Annotated in this window: 16 protein-coding genes; 3 read left to right on the top strand and 13 right to left on the bottom strand. The window is 73.7% G+C overall.

The genetic code is table 11. The features are described from left to right. Nucleotides 1-43: 43 nt before the first annotated feature. A complete protein-coding gene (locus tag AC27LF_RS37150) occupies nucleotides 44-982 on the bottom strand; it encodes an AurF N-oxygenase family protein (RefSeq protein ID WP_479660736.1) in 939 nt (312 codons plus the stop codon). A gap of 124 nt (nucleotides 983-1106) precedes the next feature. On the opposite strand from AC27LF_RS37150, the gene AC27LF_RS37145 reads away from it, so the two are divergent. After that, complete coding sequence (locus tag AC27LF_RS37145) at nucleotides 1107-2213, top strand: ferritin-like domain-containing protein (RefSeq protein ID WP_479660735.1); 1107 nt, start codon at nucleotides 1107-1109, stop codon at nucleotides 2211-2213. 145 nt (nucleotides 2214-2358) lie between these two features. On the opposite strand, the gene AC27LF_RS37140 is transcribed toward AC27LF_RS37145, so the two are convergent. From AC27LF_RS37140 to AC27LF_RS37130, 3 genes are read right to left on the bottom strand one after another with little or no spacing between them, the layout of a single operon-like run. Then, nucleotides 2359-3816, bottom strand: a complete 1458-nt coding sequence (locus tag AC27LF_RS37140) for a penicillin-binding transpeptidase domain-containing protein (protein WP_479660734.1) — start codon at nucleotides 3814-3816, stop codon at nucleotides 2359-2361. Continuing rightward, complete coding sequence (locus AC27LF_RS37135) at nucleotides 3813-5174, bottom strand: FtsW/RodA/SpoVE family cell cycle protein (protein WP_479660733.1); 1362 nt, start codon at nucleotides 5172-5174, stop codon at nucleotides 3813-3815. The genes AC27LF_RS37140 and AC27LF_RS37135 overlap by 4 nt, the downstream gene beginning before the upstream one ends. 43 nt (nucleotides 5175-5217) lie before the next feature. Continuing rightward, on the bottom strand, nucleotides 5218-5568 hold the full coding sequence (locus AC27LF_RS37130; protein ID WP_479660732.1) for an SH3 domain-containing protein: 351 nt from the start codon (nucleotides 5566-5568) through the stop codon (nucleotides 5218-5220). Between the two features lie 552 nt (nucleotides 5569-6120). On the opposite strand from AC27LF_RS37130, the gene AC27LF_RS37125 reads away from it, so the two are divergent. Beyond that, nucleotides 6121-6924, top strand: a complete 804-nt coding sequence (locus tag AC27LF_RS37125) for a nuclease-related domain-containing protein (RefSeq protein ID WP_479660731.1) — start codon at nucleotides 6121-6123, stop codon at nucleotides 6922-6924. Nucleotides 6925-7149: 225 nt separating this feature from the next. Here AC27LF_RS37125 and ligD read toward each other — a convergent pair whose 3' ends face one another. Continuing rightward, complete coding sequence (ligD, locus tag AC27LF_RS37120) at nucleotides 7150-8031, bottom strand: non-homologous end-joining DNA ligase (RefSeq protein WP_479660730.1); 882 nt, start codon at nucleotides 8029-8031, stop codon at nucleotides 7150-7152. A 62-nt stretch (nucleotides 8032-8093) separates the two neighbouring features. Between ligD and ku the strand changes: the two genes are divergently transcribed. Next, nucleotides 8094-9152 carry a non-homologous end joining protein Ku gene (gene ku / locus AC27LF_RS37115; protein WP_479660729.1) on the top strand — a complete coding sequence of 353 codons (1059 nt, stop codon included), beginning with the start codon at nucleotides 8094-8096 and terminating at the stop codon, nucleotides 9150-9152. A gap of 645 nt (nucleotides 9153-9797) precedes the next feature. On the opposite strand, the gene AC27LF_RS37110 is transcribed toward ku, so the two are convergent. The 8 genes from AC27LF_RS37110 to AC27LF_RS37075 all read right to left on the bottom strand — a co-directional run bounded on the left by AC27LF_RS37110 (nucleotide 9798) and on the right by AC27LF_RS37075 (nucleotide 20509). Beyond that, nucleotides 9798-11048 (bottom strand): ABC transporter permease, encoded by a 1251-nt coding sequence (locus AC27LF_RS37110; protein ID WP_479660728.1) that lies wholly within the window; start codon nucleotides 11046-11048, stop codon nucleotides 9798-9800. Continuing rightward, complete coding sequence (locus tag AC27LF_RS37105; RefSeq protein ID WP_479660727.1) at nucleotides 11045-11743, bottom strand: ABC transporter ATP-binding protein; 699 nt, start codon at nucleotides 11741-11743, stop codon at nucleotides 11045-11047. The genes AC27LF_RS37110 and AC27LF_RS37105 overlap by 4 nt, the downstream gene beginning before the upstream one ends. Continuing rightward, nucleotides 11740-13176, bottom strand: a complete 1437-nt coding sequence (locus AC27LF_RS37100) for a peptidoglycan-binding protein (RefSeq protein ID WP_479660726.1) — start codon at nucleotides 13174-13176, stop codon at nucleotides 11740-11742. The genes AC27LF_RS37105 and AC27LF_RS37100 overlap by 4 nt, the downstream gene beginning before the upstream one ends. Nucleotides 13177-13446: 270 nt before the next feature. Further along, nucleotides 13447-14427: a hypothetical protein gene (locus AC27LF_RS37095; protein ID WP_479660725.1), complete on the bottom strand. Its 981-nt coding sequence runs from the start codon at nucleotides 14425-14427 to the stop codon at nucleotides 13447-13449. 8 nt (nucleotides 14428-14435) lie between these two features. Then, nucleotides 14436-14939, bottom strand: coding sequence for a hypothetical protein (locus tag AC27LF_RS37090; RefSeq protein WP_479660724.1), 504 nt, complete (start codon nucleotides 14937-14939; stop codon nucleotides 14436-14438). Nucleotides 14940-15253: 314 nt separating this feature from the next. After that, nucleotides 15254-17383, bottom strand: coding sequence for a bifunctional serine/threonine-protein kinase/ABC transporter substrate-binding protein (locus AC27LF_RS37085; protein ID WP_479660723.1), 2130 nt, complete (start codon nucleotides 17381-17383; stop codon nucleotides 15254-15256). A 28-nt stretch (nucleotides 17384-17411) separates the two neighbouring features. Beyond that, nucleotides 17412-19556: a protein kinase domain-containing protein gene (locus tag AC27LF_RS37080; RefSeq protein WP_479660722.1), complete on the bottom strand. Its 2145-nt coding sequence runs from the start codon at nucleotides 19554-19556 to the stop codon at nucleotides 17412-17414. Continuing rightward, entirely contained in the window at nucleotides 19553-20509 is a 957-nt protein-coding gene (locus tag AC27LF_RS37075; protein ID WP_479660721.1) for a TrbL/VirB6 family protein, read from the bottom strand. Before AC27LF_RS37075 ends, AC27LF_RS37080 begins: the two co-directional genes overlap by 4 nt. Nucleotides 20510-21198 lie beyond the last annotated feature (689 nt).

The following is a 21198-nucleotide window of genomic DNA, read 5'->3' as shown; positions in this document are numbered from 1 at the left end:
TTCGGCGCAGGCGAGCCCGGGGCCCTCGCCCTCGCCCCGTGGCTCAGGCCAGCAGCCCGGACGAGCGCCACAGCCGGCGGCCCGCACCGCGCAGCACCCCGATGTCGTCCAGGAAGTCCGTCAGGCGCCTGGCCCCCGTCTGCATCACCTCACGGCGGTGGCCGCTGGCCTTCACCTGCGCCATCGCCTCCCGCTTGGCCAGGCCCACGTTCGTGTACACCTCGGGGTTGATGAAGGCCACCGAGAACACCCGGGCGAACTCGCCCGAGGTGACCCGGGTGAACTCCTGGGACCACCGGGGGGCGGTCACCATCTGGCGGCGCAGCTCCTCGCGGGCGTAGCGCACGTGCCGGGCCTCCTCGACGACGTGGATCCGGGTCACGCCCCGGATCAGCGGCTGGACCCGCTCGTCGGGGAAGGTCAGCCGCTGCATCCAGTCGAGGACTTCCTCGCCGAGCAGCGTCGCCGTGAAGGAGCCGGGAGTCGTGGAGACCGTCTTGAAGATCCGGCCCAGGGTCTGGTGCGCGCGGCCCACGGGGTACCAGGGCGTGCCGCCGCGGGAGATCAGCCGGGCGAACATCTTGGAGTGCCGGCACTCGTCCTCGATCTCGGTGAGCGCGTAGCGCACATGGGCGCTGGTCGCCGCCCGGTCGTAGATGTGCCGGACCAGCAGCTGCATCAGGATGAGCTCGAACCAGATGCCGAGCGAGGCGAGTGCCGCCGCCTCGTGCCGGGAGAGCAGGATCCGCTGCTCCTCGCTCATCCGCTTCCACAGCGGGGTGTCGTAGAGCGAGACCAGTTCCGGCGGCCAGAACCACTTGCCCTCCTCGAAGGGCGCGTCCCAGTCCAGCTCCTGGTCGGGATCGAAGGAGTGCTTGGCGGAAGAGGCGAGCAGTCGCTCGGCCACCTGCTCCCGGTCCTTGAGCAGGCCGAGCGCGTCGCGCAGCCCGTCGAGGGCGTCCGCTTCCGTCAGGGTCGTCATGGCTCCGTCACCTCGTTGCCCGGGGTCCAACCTCTCCGGCACTTATGAGACTGCTTGTCAGCAAGCCCGTCAATCCCCCGCACACGACTTGTTGACTCGGCGTCTACGTGTGAGCCTGCGAGACATGCCCACCTATGACGTGTACGCCAAGGACCCGGGAGAACCCCTCTGGCAGGTGCCCGCGACCGGCGCGGCCCGGTTCAGCTGGGAGTACGAGGACGGCCGCGAACGGCTGCTCGCCCTGTACCAGAAGGGCAAGGACAAGCAGTGGGACGGCACGCGGCGCATCGACTGGGACATCGACGTCGACCCGTACGACGCGCTCGGCACCCCCGACGAGGCGATGACCCTCTACGGAACCCCCTACTGGGCGAAGATGACCGACCGCGACAAGGGCGAGCTGCGCAGGCACTTCGCCTCCTGGCAGTTCAGCCAGTTCCTGCACGGGGAACAGGGCGCGATGATCTGCGCCGCGCGGATCGTGGAGTCGGTGCCCGACCTGGACGCCAAGTTCTACTCCGCGACCCAGACCATGGACGAGGCACGGCACGCCGAGATCTACGGCCGGTTCCTGCACGAGAAGATCGGGCTCGTCTACCCGATCAACGACAACCTGCGGTCGCTGCTCGGCGACACGCTGCGCGACAGCCGCTGGGACATGCCCTACCTGGGCATGCAGGTGCTGATCGAGGGCCTTGCCCTCGCCGCGTTCGGCATGATCCGCGACACCACCGAGAAGCCGCTGCCGAAGCAGATCCTGGCGTACGTCATGCAGGACGAGGCCCGGCACGTCGCCTTCGGCCGGATGGCGCTGCGGGACTACTACAAACAGCTCACCGACGCCGAACTGCGCGAGCGCGAGGACTTCGTCATCGAGGGCTGCTATCTGATGCGGGACCGGCTGCGCGGAGTGGAGGTGCTGGAGAACTTCGGCATCCCCGGGCCGCAGGCGGCGGAACTGAGCGAACGGTCCGAATTCCTCCAGCTGTTCCGCAAGCTCCTGTTCAGCCGGATCGTGCCCTGCGTCAAGGACATCGGCCTGTGGGGCAGACGCCTCCAGCAGGCATACGTCGACATGGGCGTCCTGGAACTGGGCGACGGCGACCTCGACCGGCTCATGGCCCAGGACGAGGAGATCGCCGAGAAGCTGGACGCGGAGCGCTTCGCGGCGGAGGAACGGGAACGGGTGGCGGAGGTGGAGCGGACGATCGAGGCGGGCACGGACGGCTGACGGGCCGCCCGCCCCGCCCGCCGCGCGGGCCGGCGTGCGCTCGGCAGCCGGCCATGCCGCCGTCGGCCGGTGCGCCCGGCACCCTCACCTCGGGCAACGGGCCGCGGGGACCTCGTCTCACAGACCCCGTCTCACAGACCTCGCCTCACAGTCCGAGGACCGCCCGCATCACCGCCTTGGCGATCGGCGCCGCGTCACCGCCGCCGCTGATCTCACCGCGGTCCGCCGAGGCGTCCTCCACCACCACCGCGACGGCCACCTTCGGCTCCAGATCGGCGTCGGCCTTGGCCCAGGACACGAACCAGGCATACGGCACACCGGCGTTGCCGACGCCGTGCTGCGCGGTGCCCGTCTTACCGCCCACGGTGGCACCCGGAATGGCCGCGTTGGTGCCCGTGCCGTCGCGGACCACGCCGGTCATCAGCTCCTTCATCCGCATGGCCGTCGCCGGGTTCATCACCTGGCGCAGCGCGCGGGGACCCGCGGTGCCCAGCGTCTCACCGCCCCTGCGGGTGGTCCGCTCCACCAGGTACGGGGCCCGCACCTGCCCGCCGCCCGCGACGGCCGCCGCCACCATCGCCATCTGCAACGGCGTGGCCCGCGTGTTGTACTGGCCGATCGACGACAGCGCCAGCTGCGCCCTGTCCACCGAGGTGTCGAAGGTGCTCTGCGCGACCGAGAACGGGATCTTCAGATCGGTGTCGTTGAAACCGAACGCCTGCGCCGTGGACACCATGTTCTCGACCCCGACGTCCACGCCCAGCTTCGCGAACACCGTGTTGCAGGACCACTCGAACGCGGCCCGCAGCGAGGCGTCCGCACAGCCCTCGCCCTCGTTGGTCAGGCGCGTCCGGGTGCCCGGCAGCGTGTACGGGTCCGGGGAGTCCGTCGGCCGGTCCAGGTCCTGCACCAGACCGGCGTCCAGCGCCGCCGCCGCGGTGACCACCTTGAACGTGGAACCCGGCGGATAGGTCTGCCGCACCGCCCGGTTGAGCATCGGCTTGTCCGGGTCCCGGTTGAGCCGGGCCCAGGCCGACGTCACCGAACCGCCGTTCCCGGACAGCACGGCCGGGTCGTACGACGGGCTGGACACCAGCGCCAGGATCCGGCCGGTCGACGGCTCCACGGCGGCCACCGCGCCCTTGCGCCCGCCGAGCCCCAGGTACGCCGCCTGCTGCGCGGCCCGGTCGAGCGTGGTGACGACGTTCCCCGGCTGGTTCAGCGCCCGGGTCACGTCGTTCCACAGCGGGAACGGCGCCAGCAGCGGATCGGAGCCCGAGAGGATGCCGTCCTCCGCGTGCTCCAGGAACGTCGTCCCGTACACCTGCGAGGCGAAGCCGGTGACCGGGGCGTACAACGGGCCGTTCGCATACGTCCGTTCGTGGCGCAGTTGCTGCCCGGTGTCCCTGGAGCCGGTCACCGGGACGCCCTCGACCAGGATGTCGCCGCGTGGCTGCCCGTAACGGGCGATCGTGGCACGGCGGTTGGCCGGATTGCCGTCGTAGGCGGGGCCCTGCACGACCTGCACCCGGGCGGCGTTCACAAGGAGCGCCGCGAGCAGCAGCGCGCAGAACACGGCGGCGTGTCGGATGTGCCGCGTCATCGGTCCCCCCACGGCTCTTCGGGGCGCCGCGCCGCGTCGCTGACCCGGATGAGCAGCGCGGTGATCGTCCAGTTGGTGACGACGGAGGAGCCGCCCTGCGCCAGGAACGGCATCGCCATGCCGGTCAGCGGGATCAGCCCGGTCACCCCGCCCGCGATGACGAACACCTGGAGCGCCACGAGCGAGGCCAGGCCGGTGGCGAGGAGCCGCCCGAACGGATCGCACAGCGCGAGGCCGGTGCGGTAGCCGCGCTCCACCAGCAGCCCGTACAGCAGGAAGATCGCCGACAGCCCGGCGAGCCCCAGCTCCTCGCCCGCCGTCGCCAGGATGAAGTCCGACTTGGCCGCGAAGCCGATCAGTACGGAGTGGCCGAGGCCGAGGCCGCTGCCGAGCACACCGCCCGCGGCGAACGCGAACAGGGACTGCGCGAGCTGGTTGGGGCCCTCGCCCGCCTCGATCGTCGCGAACGGGTGCCGCCAGTCCTCGATCCTGGTGTGCACGTGCGGCTCCAGCCAGCCGACCGCGACCGCGCCGAACGCGGCGAGCAGCAGCCCCACCGCGATCCAGCCGGTGCGGCCGGTGGCGACGTACAGCAGGACCACGAACAGGCCGAAGAACAGCAGCGAGGTGCCGAGGTCCCGCTCCAGGACCAGAACGCCGACGCTGATCAGCCACACGGTGACGATCGGACCGAGGACCCGGCCGGTGGGCAGCTGCACGAACCAGACGCGGCGGCCCGCATAGGCGAGCGCGCTGCGGTTGGCCGCCAGGTACGCGGCGAAGAACACCGCGAGCAGCACCTTCGCGAACTCGCCCGGCTGGATGGAGAATCCGGAGATCCGGACCCAGATGCGGGCGCCGTTCACCGCGGGGAACAGGATCGGCAGCATCAGCAGGCCGAGGGCCGCGGCGCCGCTGACGTAGGCGTAGCGCTGGAGCACCCGGTGGTCCCGCAGCAGCGCCACCACCACGATGAACAGCCCCACGCCGAGCGTGGACCACACGAGCTGGGCGGGCGCCGCCCGGTCGCCGGGCGTCTCCAGGTCGAGCCGGTAGATCAGCACCAGGCCGAGGCCGTTGAGCAGCACGCCGATCGGCAGCAGCAGGCAGTCCGCGCCGGGCGCCCGGAGCCGGACCGCCATGTGCGCCAGCAGGGCGAGCACGCCGAGCCCGGCGCCGTAGCCGACGGCGCCTGGCGGTACGGCACCGGTGCGCGCGAGGCCGACGGCACAGTAGCCGTACACGGACAGCAGGACGGCCAGCACGATGAGGGCCAGCTCGATGCCGCGGCGCCGGGGGAGCGGTACGACGGGGGTGGGGGTTTGTGCCGCCGGCCCGGCGGTTCCGGCCTTCGTCATGTCCGGAACCTACCCGTACCGGCGGCCTCGCGGGCTTTGGGCGTCAGCACCAGCGTGGCGCGGGCCCGATGTTGTCGATGTACCGGGCCGAGGCCCAGGCCCAGGTGCCGTCCGTGAGCAGGTACCACAGCGGGTTGCCGCGGACACTGTCGCCGCGGACCGCGCAGCGGATCGAGACGATCTCGCCCGGCTCCAGGAAGCCGATCCGCGGGCTGTCGCGGTCGGGACGGGCGTGCAGCCACAGGCCGCTGCCCGCCGTGACCACGCCCCGGTAGTGGTGATCCGCACCCGCACGGGACGCCGCGGCGGCGGGCGCGCCGGAGAACGCGCCGACCAGAGCACAGGACGCGGCGCCCAGGGCGAGAGCGCGGACGAGGACGGAACGCAGGGCCATGAAGACCTCCGAGAGGAAAACGAGAAGAAGCCGACTGCCCGCCACGCTAAAAGCCCCCCACCCCCGCGTCCCCCCACACTGACCCAACAGCACCAACCCAGTGCCCCCGAAGAGGAACGCCGCGCGCCCGGGCCCCGTCAGGGGCGCGGGGAACTGCGCGACCGGCCACAGGCGACCCGCACTCCGCATGAGACGCGTACCCCCGAGCGGGCCCCGTCAGGGGCGCGGGGAACGGCGCGATCAGCCACAGGCGACCCGCACTCCGCATGAGACGCGTACCCCCGAGCGGGCCCCGTCAGGGGCGCGGGGAACGGCGCGACCGGCCACAAGCGACCCGCACTCCGCATGAGACGCGTACTCCCGAGCGGGCCCCGTCAGGGGCGCGGGGAACTGCGCGAACGGCCACAGGCGACCCGCACTCCGCATCAGACGCGCACCCCCGAGCCGCCCCCGTCAGGGGGGCACGGGGAACTGCGCAACCGCCCCCACGCAGCCGCCGCGTCTTGCCCCCGCCCCACCCCGCCTGTTCCCATGGTCAAGGGGTGATGCCGCATGAGCGGACTGCGCGTGGTACCGGACCGCCGGCACGGCCGGGAGCGGCTGTACGTGTGCCTCGTCGACGGCAGGAACGTCGCCTGGTACGACCGCGAGTCGGCCCGGGTCAACCTGCTCAGCGAGGACCGCAGGGAGGACGTACTTGAGGCCCTGGGCCCCTTCCTGACCGGCCCGGTGGCCGTGGGCCCACCGCCCGTCCCCACACCCGCGGAGCTGACCCGGCTCTCCCTGCACCCGGACGACGACCTGGCACCCAACCGCCCCGGCGAGGCACTGCTGGTGGCCCTCGACCGGGACCCCGGCCCGGCCCGGCGGCTGCGGCCAGACCCGCGACGCCGGGCGCTGCTCGCCGAACAGACCGTCGGCGAGGCCCTGGACGGGCTGGACGGCGCGGGCTGGCACACCCTGCACTCCATTCCGCTGCCGGGCGGCGACCGCATCCACCACCTGCTGATCGGCCCCGGCGGACTCTTCGCCCTGCACAGCCTGTACGCCCGTAAGCAGCGCGTCCTGGTGACCGACCCACTGGTCGCGCTGGGCCGCCGCGAGGCGCACCCGCTGCTGCGCCGCGTCCGCGCCGACGCCGACCGCGCCTCCTACGCCCTGACCGCCGAGGTACGCCCGGTCCTGGCCCTGACGGGAGCCGCGGAGGTCACCGTCGCCGTCCCGCCGCGTGAGCTGCGCGTCCTGCGGGACACGGACGTGCCGGCGCTGTCCCGGCTGGGCGCGGTGCTGAAGCCGGCGGACGTCGAGGCCCTGCACGCGATGGCCCGCGACCGCAACACCTGGCTGCGGGTGTGAGGCCCGGCCGCGCAGTTGCCCGCCGGCGCCCCACCGGAGAGTCGTGCCGCGCCGTCGGGCGGCTGCGGCGCGGGTGTGGCCGGTCGCGCAGTTCCCCGCGCCCCCTTCGGGGCGCTGCGCAACCGCGGCGCGGTGCCCCACCGGAGAGACCGCCGTACGTGAGGCCCGGCGCGGCAGTACGCCCCGCCGTATGTGAGGACCAGCGGGGCATGTCCGCCTGCCCCGTCAGGGAAGCTCCGCCGCGTGCGCGCCGTCCATGAGCGGGGCCATCAGGTCGCCGAAATCCTGTAGCCGAGCCGCCATGTCGTCGGCCCGGAACACCAGCTGCCCCGCCTCCCGGCACTCCTCGACCTCCTCCCAGGTGACCGGCGCGGACACCGACGGCTCGGTCCTGGCGCGCAGCGTGTACGGCGTGGCCGTGGTCTTCCGCCCGGCGTTCTGGCTCCAGTCCACGAACACCTTGCCCGGCCGCAGGCTCCGGGTCATCCGGTGCACCACCAGCCGCGGCAGCGCACGTTCCGCCGCCACGGCCACGCCTTTCGCGTACTCGGAGGCGCGTTCCGACGAGGCACCGCGCACCGCGGCCAGCAGATGCAGCCCCTTGGCCCCGGAGGTCTTCGCGTACGCCTCGATCCCGTCCGCCGCCAGCCGCTCCCGCAGCCACAGTGCGACCTCGCAGCAGTGCACGACCGTCGCCGGGGCCCCGGGGTCGAGGTCGAAGACCAGCCGGTCGGCCTGCTCGGGCGCCGGGATCGACCACTGGGGCGTGTGGAACTCGGTGACGAGGTTCGCCGCCCACATCAGCGAGGCCAGGTCCTGCACCAGCACCATCCGCGCGGGCCCCTCCGACCTGGGCACCTCGGCGGTCGTGACCCACTCGGGCGTACCCGGTGGCACGTTCTTGGTGAAGAACACCTGACCGTCCGGCCCGTCCGGATAGCGCAGGAAGGACACCGGCCGGTCACGGAGGTGGGGGAGCAGGACGCGGGATGTGGTCGCGTAGTAGTGCAGCAGCTCGCCCTTGGTGAAGCCGGTCGCCGGATACAGCACCTTCTCCAGGTTGCTGAGCGCGACCCGTCGCCCCTCCACCTCTGTGATAGGCGTCATACGATGACAATCCCAGATATTCGCGGACCCATCACCACGAACCGGATGGAAGGGTGTGGAACGTGCGATCCATATGGAACGGCGCCATCTCCTTCGGCCTCGTCAGCATCCCGATCAAGCTGGTGAACGCCACCGAGAGCCATGCGATCTCCTTCCGCCAGATCCACACCGAGGACGGCGGCCGCATCCGGTACCGCAAGGTCTGCGAACTGGAGGAGCGCGAGGTGAGCGGCGCGGAGATCGGCAAGGCGTACGAGGACGCGGACGGCACGTTGGTCCCGATCTCCGACGACGACCTGGCTCACCTGCCGATCCCGACCGCGCGCACGATCGACATCGTGGCCTTCGTACCGGCCGAACGGATCGATCCGCTCCAGATGGGCGCCGCGTACTATCTCGCTGCCGGTGGCGCGGCGGCCGCCAAGCCGTACACCCTGCTGCGCGAGGCGCTCAAGCGCAGCAACAAGGTCGCCATCGCCAAGTACGCGCTGCGCGGCCGGGAGCGCCTGGGGATGCTGCGGGTGGTGGGCGAGGCCATCGCCATGCACGGCCTGCTGTGGCCGGACGAGGTACGGGCCCCCGAGGGAGTCGCGCCGGAGACAGACGTCACGGTCCGTGACAAGGAACTCGATCTCGCGGACGCCCTGATGGACACGCTCGGCGAGGTGGACCTGGCCGATCTGCACGACGAGTACCAGGTGGCCCTGGAGGAGGTCATCGCCGCGAAGGCGGCAGGCGAGGAGCCTCCCGAGGTGCCCGCCCCGGCCCCGGGCGGCAAGGTGCTCGACCTGATGGCCGCGCTGGAGAACAGCGTCCGGGCCGCCAAGGAGTCCCGCGGTGCGGAGGAGGCGGAGCACGCCGAGGTCACCGCGCTGCCGCGGGGCCGGTCCACCCGCGCCGCCCCCAAGGAGACCGGCGGCCGGAAGACGACGGCCGCGGCGAAGAAGACGGCGGCGAAGAAGACCACGGCCGCCGGGGAGAAGGCGGCCAAGTCCGCCCAGGCCAAGAAGACGGCGGCGAAGCCGACGGCCAAGTCCGCGGAACGGGCGGCGGCCAAGAAGACCACGGCCAAGAAGACGACGACCAAGAAGTCCACCGCGTCCCGCAAACGCACGGCCTGACCGTGCAGGCAGCCGCACCACCGGCCCCGCGAAGCGGTCCCCTGGTCGCGCAGCCGGCCCCTGTGCGGGCGCGCAGCCGCCGTGGTCGAAGCGCACGGGGCGCTCCGCGTCCCCAGGCGCACGGCTTGAGCACACCGTCCGCGCGCGTCCGCAGGCAGTCTGCCAGGACCCGTGGACATTCCCCGGCCGGCGCGGCCCGGGCTGCCGTCCGCGGGGGACGGTGGTGCGCGGGCCGACGCGGTTCTTCGGGCGTGGAGCCGGACGCCCCCTGGGCGCACGGTCGCCACGGCCCTACGCCGTGCGCCGGGTCCCCCGCCTGCCGCCGCCAGGCTCTGGCGGGCGTGTGGTCGCCGCGATCGAAGAGATCGCGCGGGCCGGGCGCGCACGTGGCGCACCGCGCGAGCGCACCGCCTGGGTGCGGGCCCCGCGCACACCGCGCGACCAGGGGACACCCGAGCAGCCGCTGCCCGGCGGCGTCGCGTTGCTCCTGCCTCCCGCCTCCCGACTCGCGGATCTTTCCCGACGGCGAGGTCCTCCTCGGCTGGTGGCAGGTCAGGTTTCGGTGCACGAGCTGGTGCGCACGGTGCGGAGAAGCCGGGGCGTGGGCCGGTGGAGTGGGTCGTTGCGGTGCCGGCCGTCGGGGTGTCAGCGGCGTAGGGCCTCCACGGGCTGGATGCGTGACGCTCGCCAGGCCGGATAGACGCCGGCCAGGACGCCGGTGGCCAGACCGATGGCCGGCGCGCTCGCCACGACCGCCGGGTGCAGCACCGGCGTCCACTGCCGGGCCACGGCGACGCCCACGACGGTGAGCGTCCCCAGGGACGTACCGGCGAGCCCGCCGAGGCCGCCCAGCACACCGGACTCCGCGAGGAACTGCGCGGTGATGTGCCGGCCGCGGGCGCCGAGCGCGCGCCGCAACCCGATCTCGCCGGTGCGCTCCAGCACGGCGACCAGCGTGGTGTTGGCGATGCCGATGCTGCCGATCAGCAGGCAGATCACGGCGAGCAGCAGGAACAACTGGTCGAGATCGGAACCGACCTCGTTGCGCAGCGCCTTGGGGTCCGGCGGCGGCGTCGCCTTGAAGTACTCGGCGTGCGCCGGGTCAAGCGCCACCGGCGCCTCCCGCGCGACCTGCGGCGCGGCCCCCACCCGGGTGGAGATCAACATCTGCGCGTTGCCCCGGGGCGTGCCCCAGACCTCCTGCGCCGTGGAGCGGGGCACGACGACCGACAACAGAATGTCCGGTTTGCGCCGGACGTCGTCGACGATGCCGACGACGACGAAAGCCTCCTCGCCGATGAAGATCGCCGGCTGGGTCTCCAGCGTGCCGATGCCCAGCCGGGAGGCCATGCCCGCGCCGATGACCGCCACCCGCTGCCGGGTCCTGTCGTGCCAGGAGTTGAAGAGCGTGCCCTGCTCCAGGGTGGGGCCCGCGGCCCGCAGCACTCCGGACGACGCGGCCACCACCGGGATCTGCTCGCCGCCCGCGCCGTCGCCCACCGGCGCCGCCCGCACACCGGCGCCCGCGCCCAACTCCACCGGCCAGTACACACCGGCGTGTTCGACCCCGTTCAGCCGCTCGACCCGCCGGTCGGCGTCGGCCGGGAAACCCAGCGGGACGTACGGGTTCTGCTCCCGTGAGACGTCCTCCACGTTCACCTCGGTGGCCGACAGGGCGTTGAAGCGCTCGTCGATCTGGGAGGACGCCGTCGCCGTCAGCCCCAGGATGGCGACGAACGTGCCCACGCCGAGCACCGTGCCGACCGAGGTCAGCGCGGAGCGCGCGGGCCGCTGCAGAATCCCGGCCAGGGCCTCCGAGACGAGGTCGCGCAGCGGCAGCCGGGACGGACGGACCGTGCGGGCGGGGCGTGCGGCACGCCGGAAGGGAATCCTCACGCGCCCACCGGTTCGCTCAGCAGGCCGTCCCGGATCGCCACGGTCCGGCCGCCGTGCGCGGCCACCGCCGGATCATGGGTGATGACCACGATCGTCATGCCGGACCGGTGCAGCCGGTCCAGGAGCCGCAGGACGGACTCCGCCGTCGCCGTGTCCAGGTTCCCGGTGGGCTCGTCGCACAGCAGCAGCGACGGGCGGCCCACCAGGGCGCGCGCGATGGCCACCCGCTGCCGCTCACCGCCGGACAGCGTCGTCGGCAGCGCCCTGATCCGGTGGCCGAGGCCGACCTGCTCCAGCGCCTCCCGGGCGCGCGCCCAGCGTTCCCGGCGTGGCGTCCCCCGGTAGGTCAGGGCCAGTGCCACGTTGTCCCAGGCGGTGCGGTGCGGCAGCAGATGGAAGGACTGGAAGACGAACCCGATGCGCTGTCCGCGCAGCGCCGTGCGCTCGGCGTCCCGCAGGGCGTCGACGTCGATGCCGTCCAGCAGGTAGCGGCCCTCGGTCAGCGAGTCGAGGAGTCCGAGCACATTGAGGAAGGAGGACTTCCCGGCGCCCGACGGGCCGACGACCGTGACGAACTCGCCCTTGTGGATGGTCAGATCGCAGGGCAGCAGGGCCCGCACCGGGGACGGCCCCGGGTAGGTGAGCGTGGCCCCGCGCAGTTCGATGACCGGCGGCGCCCCGGCCGCGGCGCTCACCGCGCCGCCCCGCCGGACGCCGCCGCACCGGAGCGCACGCCGGTGACGGCACGGTCCCCGGGCGCCAGTCGGGCGCCGCCTCGGGGCCGCACCTCCACATAGCCGTCGCCCGTGGTGCCCGTGGTGACGGGCACCCGCCGCCGGGTGCCGTCCTCGTCCAGCACGGTGACCGAGGTGGTGCCGTCGGCACCGGCGAAGACCGCCGAGACCGGTACGACCAGCACCTTGCCCCGGGTCGAGGCCGCCCGCACGGTGAGCCGCACGTCCTGCCCTGCCAGGTCCACAGGCAGGCTCTTGTCCGGCTCGACCAGCATCAGATAGCCCTGTGCGGCCGACTCCTGGCCCTGTGCCTGCTCGTCGCCTGCCGCGGGCGCCTCCCGTGAGGCGGTGTCGGCGACCGAGGACACCCTGCCGGTGGCCGTCGTCCCGGTCAGCTCGGACAGCAGCTCGACGCGCTGACCGGCCCTGATCAGCCCCTTCTCGTGCGCCTGGAGATAGCTGCTGACCACGAGCTGGCCGGCGGAGACGGTCAGCACCGTGCCGGCGACCTTGCTGCCCACATGCGCGGCCACGCTCTCCACACGGGCCGGGAACCGGTCGACGAAGACGACCTCGGCGGCCGGAAGCATCGGACCGGAGGTCTCCCGCACCGCGGTCAGGTGCTCGCGGGCCGTGCGCAGGTCCTCCTGCGCACGGGTCACCTGCTTGCGCGCCTCGGCCGGATCGGCCGCCGGGGACGGCTTGGCCGGCGCGTCCGAGGGGGCCGGTGACGCCGACGGCCGCGCACCGGCCGTACCGTTCCCGTCGGCGGCGGGCGAGCGGGCCGCGTCCAGCGTGTCCTGCGCGTCCTCGGCGGCGCGCCGGGCCTCGGTGACCGCCTTCTCGGCGGCGTCCACCGCCTCGGCGCCGTCCGCGTCGGCGGGCAGCGGGTCGTAGCCGATGCTCGCGTAGAAGGCGGCGAGCGCGTCCTTGGTGCCCTGGCCGAAGTGGCCCGTGCGGTCACCGCCGGTGCCGTGGCCGAGGCCGGCGAGCGCCGACTGGAGCTGCGCCACGTCGTCGCCGTCGGCGCCCGGCTTGAGGTCCCGGTAGACAGGGAGACCGCCCTTGAGCACGAACACCGGCCGGCCGGAGACCTCCAGCAGCAACTGGCCGGCCCGCAGCGGCTGTCCGGCCTTCACCGGGAGCTTCGTCACCACGGGCGCGCCCGCGTCCGAGCCGGAGCCGGCCGGAGCCACCTCGACGGACTGCGCCGCCCGCACCGTGCCGCGCACGATCACCGAGTCCTGAAGGGTGCGGTGTTCGACCGGCGCCGTCAGCGTGCTCGGCGGCGGCGCCGAGGAGTCCGCGACCGCCTGCGCCGGCGACTTGATCAACTGAGCCGCCGCCACTCCGGCCCCGGACAGCAGCACCGCCCCCGCAACACCCCAGACCACCCAACGCCGCCCCCGCACAAACCCATCGCCCCGCCCCGCCCCGACCTCACCCACACCGGCCCCCTTTCCGAAACCTACGCCTCCATGCCCACCAGGACCTTCGCCGCTCAACCGCACGCTGCCAGCCCGCCTGCCGCCCCACCCGAAGGCCGCAGCCCCTTCAACCGCGCAACGCCCGCCCGGTCGTCCGGCAACCCGGCCCCGCTATGGCCGCCCGGCGGCGCGGTGATCCCCTCAGCCATGGACCCCGCTGAGCCGCGCAGCGGACCGTCAGTCGCGTAGGGCTTGTTCGGCTGTTTTGAGGGCGGACTCGTTGAGGGTTTTCGCCTCGGTCAGTTCGAGTTGGTGGGTCTCGATCTGCCGCCGCTGGATCGCCGCGTCCTGCTCGAACCAGATCCGCACGAGATCCACCGACTTCTTGCAGTCGATGTCGGCCAGGGCGACGGCGACCGCCCGCTCCGAGGGCCTGCCGCCCGCCGACGGCGCCAGCTTCGGTGCCTCGTACGGTGTGCCGATGTCGTAGCCCTTCCCCTTCATGCACCGCGACCAGGCCGCGAGCGCGGACCGCACGGGCGCGGTCTGCCGCGACTGGTCGAGGCTGTCGTGGTCGAGCTTGGAGACCAGCGAGAAGTCCGGCTTGGAGGAGCCGATCCGGTCCACGGCCCAGCGCCCGCAGCCGCCCTCGGGGATCTTCTTCCCCCGGTAGCTGCGGGGTGCCGCCGACGCCTCGGGGCTGAAGGCGACCCGGCCGGTCAGCACGGCCACCGCCGCCTCGCTCAGCTCGGGCATCCGCTGCCCCCGCCGGTCCGGTTCCTCGGCCAGCCCGTAGCCGTACCGTTCGGCGGTCGCCCGGTCCGTGATGCCGTAACGGCGTTCGATGTTCGCGTCGTTGTCGTTCGGCGGCGGATTGACCCCGACCGGGGGGAACGTCACCTGGAAGCCGTAGCGCGCCATGCACTCGCTCTGCAGCGTGCGCGAGGCCCGTTCCAGGACGACCGTGTCCTGGTACGTCTGCATGTAGTCCTCCAACGGCAGCGACAGCCCCTTGGCCAGGCCCTGCCGGGGCGTCGCGTCCGGCCAAGCGGCCGTGTCGGCGCCCGCCCGGGCCGCCGCGGCGGCCCGCGCGCCGTCCGTGCCGTCCGTGCCGCCCGGTTCAGAGGTGCAGCCCGCGGCGGCCGCGGCCAGGGCCAGGAGCCCGGCGACCGCGGCGGCGGTCGCCGGGCGTCCCCGACGGCCCGTGCTCGTGCTCACCGGCCGGCTCACGCGAAGTGCGCGGACGCGTTCTCGTTCTTCAACGTGGAGTCCAGGTTGACGAACGGGCAGTCGTACGCGGAGGCGTGGCCGAAGTACTGCGAGTGGCCCAGGTAGTCGGAGTTGTAGTAGACGCGGTAGTTGTCCGCGGGCGCGCAGTTGCGCACCGACGCCGCGTTGTTCTTCACGGCCTGACCGCTGCCGTTGCCGTTGCCGTTGAACACGTAGACGTAGTTGTACAGGTCGGAGCCGACGTACTTGCTGCGGCCCGCGAAGTCGGGGATGTTGCCGTAGAAGTCGGCCCAACTGGACACGATGCGGTCGCCGTTGAGGGCGATCTCCTTGGAGTTGTAGACCATCCACAGGTCGCCGGTGCAGTTCACGCCGTAGACGTCGCAGTTGCTGGTGACCTTCACGGTGGTCGCCGCCTCGGCGGGACCGGCGCCCGCCAGTACGGCGGCCGCGGCCGCGAACGCCGACACCGCGGCACCCGCTCTGACTCGCGCGGACATGGTCTTCACGATTTCCTCCCCCTGTTCCACGGCTGACGCCGCGTCGGACACCGCCGACATGTCATGAGCCGGTCACACGCATGAGTGACCGGTGATCAACAGCAGGAACATACGTTCCCCGTCGGGGGTCCGACGCGGCGATCTTGATAACGATCGGGAAAAATCGAAGCGCTTTCTCTTCCAAAGATTCCCAAGTGGGGCGCCGGGGGCAGGGCGGACGAACCGCGCCATGCCCCGCCATCGTCGCCTTTCGGGGCGCGGGAACCGGCCACACCTGCGGCGCCTTCCCGCCACGTCCGGCGCTCGCCCACCGCCTACACCTGCTGGTACTGCCCGAGGAACACCGGCGCCCCGTCCGTCACCCGCCACATGAACAGCCCCGGGTTCATCTGCACGGCGCCGGTGTCCGACCGGAAGACGATGGTCCTGGTGACACCCCGGTACGACAGCGACCGCAACCGGTGGACCAGGGCGCCCGTGTCCACCGGACCCGTCCCCACCGCGGTCAGCGCGAGGGCGACGAGACCGGCCGCGTCGTACGCCTCCGCCGCGCCCCGCCCCACCGCCCCCACGCCGTACCGCCACCGGTACGAACGGACGAACCCGGCGGCCGACTTCAGCCGCGCCGGGTCCACGAACGTCGCCGAGAAGACCCACCCCTCGGCCGCCGCGCCCGCCGCGTCCAGGAACACCGGGTCGAGCACCGGCTCGGTCGCGGCGGCCGTGCCGGTGAACCCGGCCGCACGCAGCGCGCGGGCACAGGCGGCGGCCCGCCGCGGCGAACCGCCGCAGTACACCACCGCCTCGGCCCTCGCCGCCCGGGCGGCCACAGCACCGAAGTCGTCGGTGCCCGCGGCCACCGGGTACGTGGTGACCGACCCGCCGGACGGCGGAGCCGCCGTCAGCGAGGTGGCGATCAGCCAGCTGTAGTCGCGGGTGGCACGGTCCTCGACCAGCGCGGTACGGGTGACCGGCCTGACACGGGTGAGATAGCGGACGAGTGGCGCGCCGATCGCGCCGTCGGACGGCCTGACCTGGAACACGGCCGGCTCCGTCACCGACACCGTGCTGTACAGGGCGTCGGAGCCCGCCCACGCGGTCACCATCGGCAGCGGGGCCTTGTTGTAGGTGTCCCGGACCGCGAACGCGGTCGCGTCGGACGTCGGTCCGACCACCGCGCACGCCTTCCCGCCTGCCACGAGCCGCCGGGCCAGCTCCCTGGCCCGGCCCGGGTCCCCGCGGTCGTCGAGCACGGTGAGGGCCAGGTCGAAGCCGCGGTCCTGGCGCGCGTTGTACTGCTCGACCGCGAGCCGCACGCCCCGCTCGACGGCGGTGCCGAGCGCCCTGCCAGGGCCCGTCAGATCGGCCTGCACGGCGATCGTGCGCGAGGGCCGGCGGCCGTTCGCGTCCGCCCCGCGGCGACCGCCGAGCAGCCAGGCGGCGCCGCCGCCCGCGGCCACGACGCCCGCCGCCGCCGAGCCCAGCACCAGGAAACGGCGGCGGCCGGACACCGTCCGCCCCTCGGCCGGTGCCGCGTCGCCCGGCGCGCTCCGCTCAGGCTCCGGCAGGTTCAGCACCTCGGCCGAACGCTCGGCGATGACCGCGGGCAGACCCGGCGGCAGCCAGTCGTCGGTGGCGAACTCCCCGAGCCCCGCCCGCAGTTCGGGCACGGTCGGGCGGTCGGCCGGATCCTTGGCGAGGCAGCGGGCGAGCAGCGCGCGCAGCGACTCGTCCGGGACGCCGCGCAGATCGGGCGCCTCGTGGATGGTGCGGTACAGCACACCCGGCGCCCCGCCGCTGCCGAACGGCGGCCGCCCGCTCGCCGCGTAGACGAGCAGACAGGCCAGCGAGAAGACGTCGCTCGGCGCACCCACCTCCTCGTCGCGGACCCGGGCCTGCTCGGGCGAGAGATAGCCAGGGGTGCCGACGATCACGTCGGTCGCGGTCAGCGCGGTGGCGCCGCTCGCACGGGCGATGCCGAAGTCGATCAGCCGGGGGCCGTCGAGGGCCAGCAGCACGTTCCCGGGTTTCACGTCGCGGTGGACGAGCCCGGCAGCGTGCACGGCGGCGAGCGCGTCCGCGAGCCGGGCACCCAGCGCCCGCACCGTGTCCGCGGGCAGCGGCCCGTGCCCGCCGACCGTCTCGGCGAGCGAGGGACCGGGCACGAACGCGGTGGCGATCCACGGCTCGGGGGCCTCCGGATCGGCCGCCGTCACCGGCGTCGTCCACCGGCCGTCGACCCGGGCCGCCGCGGCCGCCTCACGGCGGAACCGGGCCCGGAAACCGGGATCGGCGGCGTGCTCGGCACGGATCACCTTGACGGCGGCCAGGGCCCCGCCCCCGGAGCGCGCCAGATACACCACGCCCATGCCGCCCGCCCCGATCCGGGCCAGCAGCCGGTACCCGCCGATCGACTCCGGGTCCGCGGCGGTCAGCGGCAGCATCGTCGCCCGCCCCCCGGCCGGCGCACCGTCACGCCGTCCTCGGCTGCGGCGCCTTGTCCGGGGCCGGGCCCAGATAGTGGAACTCGCCGTCGATGACCTGGTGCACAAAACTGGCCGGCGTGGTCAGGACCGGCTGGCCCGCGCCCGTCTGATCGAAGGCGAAGTCCCGGGTGATGCCGTGGTACGTGGCCTTCTGCAACGGGCCGATCAGCGCCTTGCGCGCCGGCCGCCTCCCGTTCGTCGCGACGAGCTGCCGGATCAGCAGCTTCGCCGCGTCGTAGCCCTCGGCGGCCCAGAAGCCGGGCGCGTGCCCGTACCGCGTGCGGAAGGACTGCGCGAACGAGCGGACGCCGGCCGCGCCCGGCCCGATCGCGCTGGCCACCACCGTCCACCCGGCCGCGGCCGGCTCGGCGGCGAACCGGGCGTCGAGGGCGGGCTCGGCCGCGTACTTCGGCCCGGTGAAGTCCGCCAGCCCCCGCGCCGCCCTGACCGCCCCGTCGAGCGGACCCGCGTACACGAACGCCTTGATGCCGGCGGCGCGCATCTCCGAAAGCACGGGGGTCAGATCGCCGGTGCCGGCCGGCACCACCCGCGGGTGCGTGGCGTCGCCGTACTGGCGGACGACGAAGTTGACCATCTGGATGGTCATCCAGGAGACATCACCGCCGCTGCGGTCCAGCAGCACCCCGACCGGAGTCGCCGCGCTCGTCGCCTCCAACTGGTAGCCGAGACTCATGGCGACCACGTTGTGCAGCGGCCGGCCGCGCACGAAGGAGCGGACGTCCCGCGCCAGGTTCTGCCCCGCGGACATGCCCAGCACGGGCAGCAGGGCCGCGTCGTAGACGGGCAGGGCGGCCTGCGTGGTGACGTCCGTGCTGGACCCGATCACCGCCAGGACGTCCGGTTCGTCGACGAGCCGCTGGGCCGCCGCCGCGGCGCGCTCGGCCCGGCCCCCGTCGTCGGAGGTCGTCAGGTGCAGCGTGAACGGCCGGCCGACGCGCGCGTTGAACTCCTCCACCGCGATCCGCGCCCCCTGCTCCTGCGCCCGGCCGACCGCCTTACCCGGGCCGCTCAGATCGGCCTGCACCCCGATGGCCCAGCCGCGCCCGGCCGACGTGTGCCTGCCGGAGCCGTCGTGCAGCGCGGCCCAGGCGGCGGCACCGCCGCCCATGGCGAGGACGGCCGCACCCCCCGCGGCGACCGCGAGGAACCCGCGCCGCGACGGGCCGCCGTCCCGCACCGGCCCCTCGATGATCGTGGCCCCGATCTCCGGCAGGGACAGCATCTCGGCCGACCGGTCGGCGACCATGCGGACCACGGCGGCGGGCAGCCAGTCGACGGTCCCCGACGGCACGTCCTCCACGAGAGCGGCGTCCAACTCCTGCGGAGCGGGCCGGCCCGCCGGATCCTTGGCGAGGCAGCGCCGCAGCACGGCCGCCAACTCCTCGTCCACCTCGTCCAGGCCGTCGAGATCGGGCTCGTCGTGCACGGTCCGGTACAGCAGGGCGTCCACCGCGCCGCCGCCGAACGGCGGCCGGCCCGTCGCCGCGTACGCCAGCACACAGCCCAGCGAGAACACATCGCCGGCCGGCCCGACCCGGTCGCCGTCCCCCGCCGCCTGCTCGGGGGCGAGGAACCCGGGCGTGCCGACCACAAAGCCGGTCGCGGTCAGAGCGGTCGCGTCGAGGGAGCGCGCGATGCCGAAGTCGATCAGCCGGGGGCCGTCGGCGGCGAGCAGGATGTTGCCCGGCTTCACGTCCCGGTGCACGAGCCCCGCCCCGTGCACGGCGGCCAGCGCGCGGGCCAGCGCCTTGCCCAGCACCCGCACCGCCCGCACGGGCAGCGGGCCGTGCCGGCCGACGGCCTCGGCGAGCGAGGGACCGGGCTCGAAGACCGTGGCGAGCCAGGGCCGCGCGGCGTCCGGGCCGGCACCGGTGACCTTGACCACCCAGGGGCAGTCCACGCGCCGTGCGGCGTCCGCCTCACGGCGGAAACGGGTACGGAAGTCGTCGTCCAGCGCGTACTCGGCCCGGATCACCTTCACGGCGGCGAGCGCGCCCGAGTCGGTCCGGCCGAGATAGACGACACCCATGCCGCCCTCGCCGAGCCGGGCCAGCAGCCGGTATCCGCCGACGAAGGACGGATCGCCGGGGCGCAGCGAGCGGTCGATCACTTGCCGGCCCCCAGTTCGCCGCGCACCTTGGTCTCCATGGCGGCCACCGCCCGCGCCTGCGCGGTCAGCAGATCGCCCGGCGGATACCCCTTGCCGCCCTCGACGACGACGGCGATCGTCACCGGCCCGAGCCGTACCTGGTCCCAGAAGTAGGACGTCGCCCCCTTGCCGAGGCCGGGATTCAGATACTCGCCCATCTCCAGCAGTACATCGTCGGCCGAGGTGTTCCCGTTCGTCCCGTAGCCGGAGCCGATCGAGTTCAGACCGCGGATCCGCTCGGTGGCCCGCAGCTGCTGGTCGGGGCAGCGCAGCGCCTCCTCCAGCGTCTCGGCCATCTCCCCGTCGGCCTGGCCTGCGGTGCGGTGCACGGTGACGGTCGCGGCGGCGCGCACCTCGCCCCTGCCCCCGCCGGCCGGGAGCCGGGCATAGCGGGTGAGGCTGCCGAGCACGTCGGCGGGCAGCGACGCCTGCCGCCAGACGCAGTCGGAGCCCAGCACCGGCCAGTCGGCCGGATCGCTCTCGTACGGGGTGCGGCGCTCGTAGCCCGGCCCGTAACTGTCCGGCCCGGCGGTGACGGTACGCAGCAGCCGCAGCGCCTGCGACCGGGTCTCGGGCAGCCGCGCGGCATCGGCCCGGAACCGCGGTTCGGCCGCGCCCGCAGCCGTGGCCGACTGGCCGGCCTGCGCGCCGGCACCGGTGCTGCCGTCGGCCGTGTCGCTGTCGGCGGTGCTGCCGTCGGCCGTACCGCCGTTGGCCGTACCGCTGTTGGTCGTGCCGCCGTCGGCCGGGCCGGAGCCCGCCGAGTCGCCGCCCGTCGCGGACGCGGTGGCGGTACCGGTGCCGGCCCCGCTCCCCGCTTCCCCCGAACACCCGGCCGGCAGCGCCAACGCCGCACAGACCAGCACCGCGGATGCCCGTCTTCCGCGCCTGAGCGCCCCTGCGTACGTCACCATCTTCCCTCCCGCGCCGCCCGCCCCGGCCCGCACACCGCACCGCCCGGGGTTGGCGGGCATCGATCAACTCATCTTGGCGCATGAGGAGACGGCGATGCGACGCGCGACGCATCAGGCCGGCAACAGCCGTGTAACCCTTGAACAGCGGATCTTCACAGCCGCTTCACGGGCGTCACGAGTGCCGCGTCGAGCGCGATGAACACCAACGCCCCCTGCGCGGGGCACACTTGACCACACGGCGTGGGTGGCCGGTTGCACTCCGGCCGGAGGCGGGCCTGGTGTACGACACCCACGACGACGCTCTCGCACCCGGCGCCGCGTTCTCCGCCGACGACAGCAAGGCCGCGGCCCCGACGCCGCTCACGGCACACCGTTGCGCAACACCGACGACCTGTCCGAGGCGGCGAATGCCTACCCGCTGCTCCCGTACGGCGCCACCGCCGGCGCGGTCGCCTTCAGCGGCGACGGAAAGTACGCCGCCCGCGCCGCCGCCACCGGCTCCACCCCCGACGGCTCCCGCCTCTTCGCCGTCACCACAACGTGGCTGGCGGCCAGTTCCGGCCGCACATCATCCGGCCGCCAGCGGTGCACTACGACACCCGGCGACCTGACCCACCGCCCCGCCGAGGACATCACCGACACCGTGCCCTGCCGGACCCGCGCCGTGCTCAAGGGCGTGTGGACCGACC

Source organism: Streptomyces diversicolor (assembly GCF_057537855.1).
This window is presented reverse-complemented; position numbering and strand designations above follow the sequence as displayed.

What these genes read in the sequence shown, in the direction of transcription:
- AC27LF_RS37140 (WP_479660734.1), bottom strand. Translation starts at nt 3,816, where the DNA reads ATGACGCGGCACATCCGACACGCCGCCGTGTTCTGCGCGCTGCTGCTC.
- ligD (WP_479660730.1), bottom strand. Translation starts at nt 8,031, where the DNA reads ATGACGCCTATCACAGAGGTGGAGGGGCGACGGGTCGCGCTCAGCAAC.
- AC27LF_RS37125 (WP_479660731.1), top strand. Translation starts at nt 6,121, where the DNA reads ATGAGCGGACTGCGCGTGGTACCGGACCGCCGGCACGGCCGGGAGCGG.
- AC27LF_RS37130 (WP_479660732.1), bottom strand. Translation starts at nt 5,568, where the DNA reads ATGGCCCTGCGTTCCGTCCTCGTCCGCGCTCTCGCCCTGGGCGCCGCG.
- AC27LF_RS37135 (WP_479660733.1), bottom strand. Translation starts at nt 5,174, where the DNA reads ATGACGAAGGCCGGAACCGCCGGGCCGGCGGCACAAACCCCCACCCCC.
- AC27LF_RS37075 (WP_479660721.1), bottom strand. Translation starts at nt 20,509, where the DNA reads ATGGTGACGTACGCAGGGGCGCTCAGGCGCGGAAGACGGGCATCCGCG.
- AC27LF_RS37090 (WP_479660724.1), bottom strand. Translation starts at nt 14,939, where the DNA reads ATGTCCGCGCGAGTCAGAGCGGGTGCCGCGGTGTCGGCGTTCGCGGCC.
- AC27LF_RS37145 (WP_479660735.1), top strand. Translation starts at nt 1,107, where the DNA reads ATGCCCACCTATGACGTGTACGCCAAGGACCCGGGAGAACCCCTCTGG.
- AC27LF_RS37150 (WP_479660736.1), bottom strand. Translation starts at nt 982, where the DNA reads ATGACGACCCTGACGGAAGCGGACGCCCTCGACGGGCTGCGCGACGCG.
- AC27LF_RS37085 (WP_479660723.1), bottom strand. Translation starts at nt 17,383, where the DNA reads ATGCTGCCGCTGACCGCCGCGGACCCGGAGTCGATCGGCGGGTACCGG.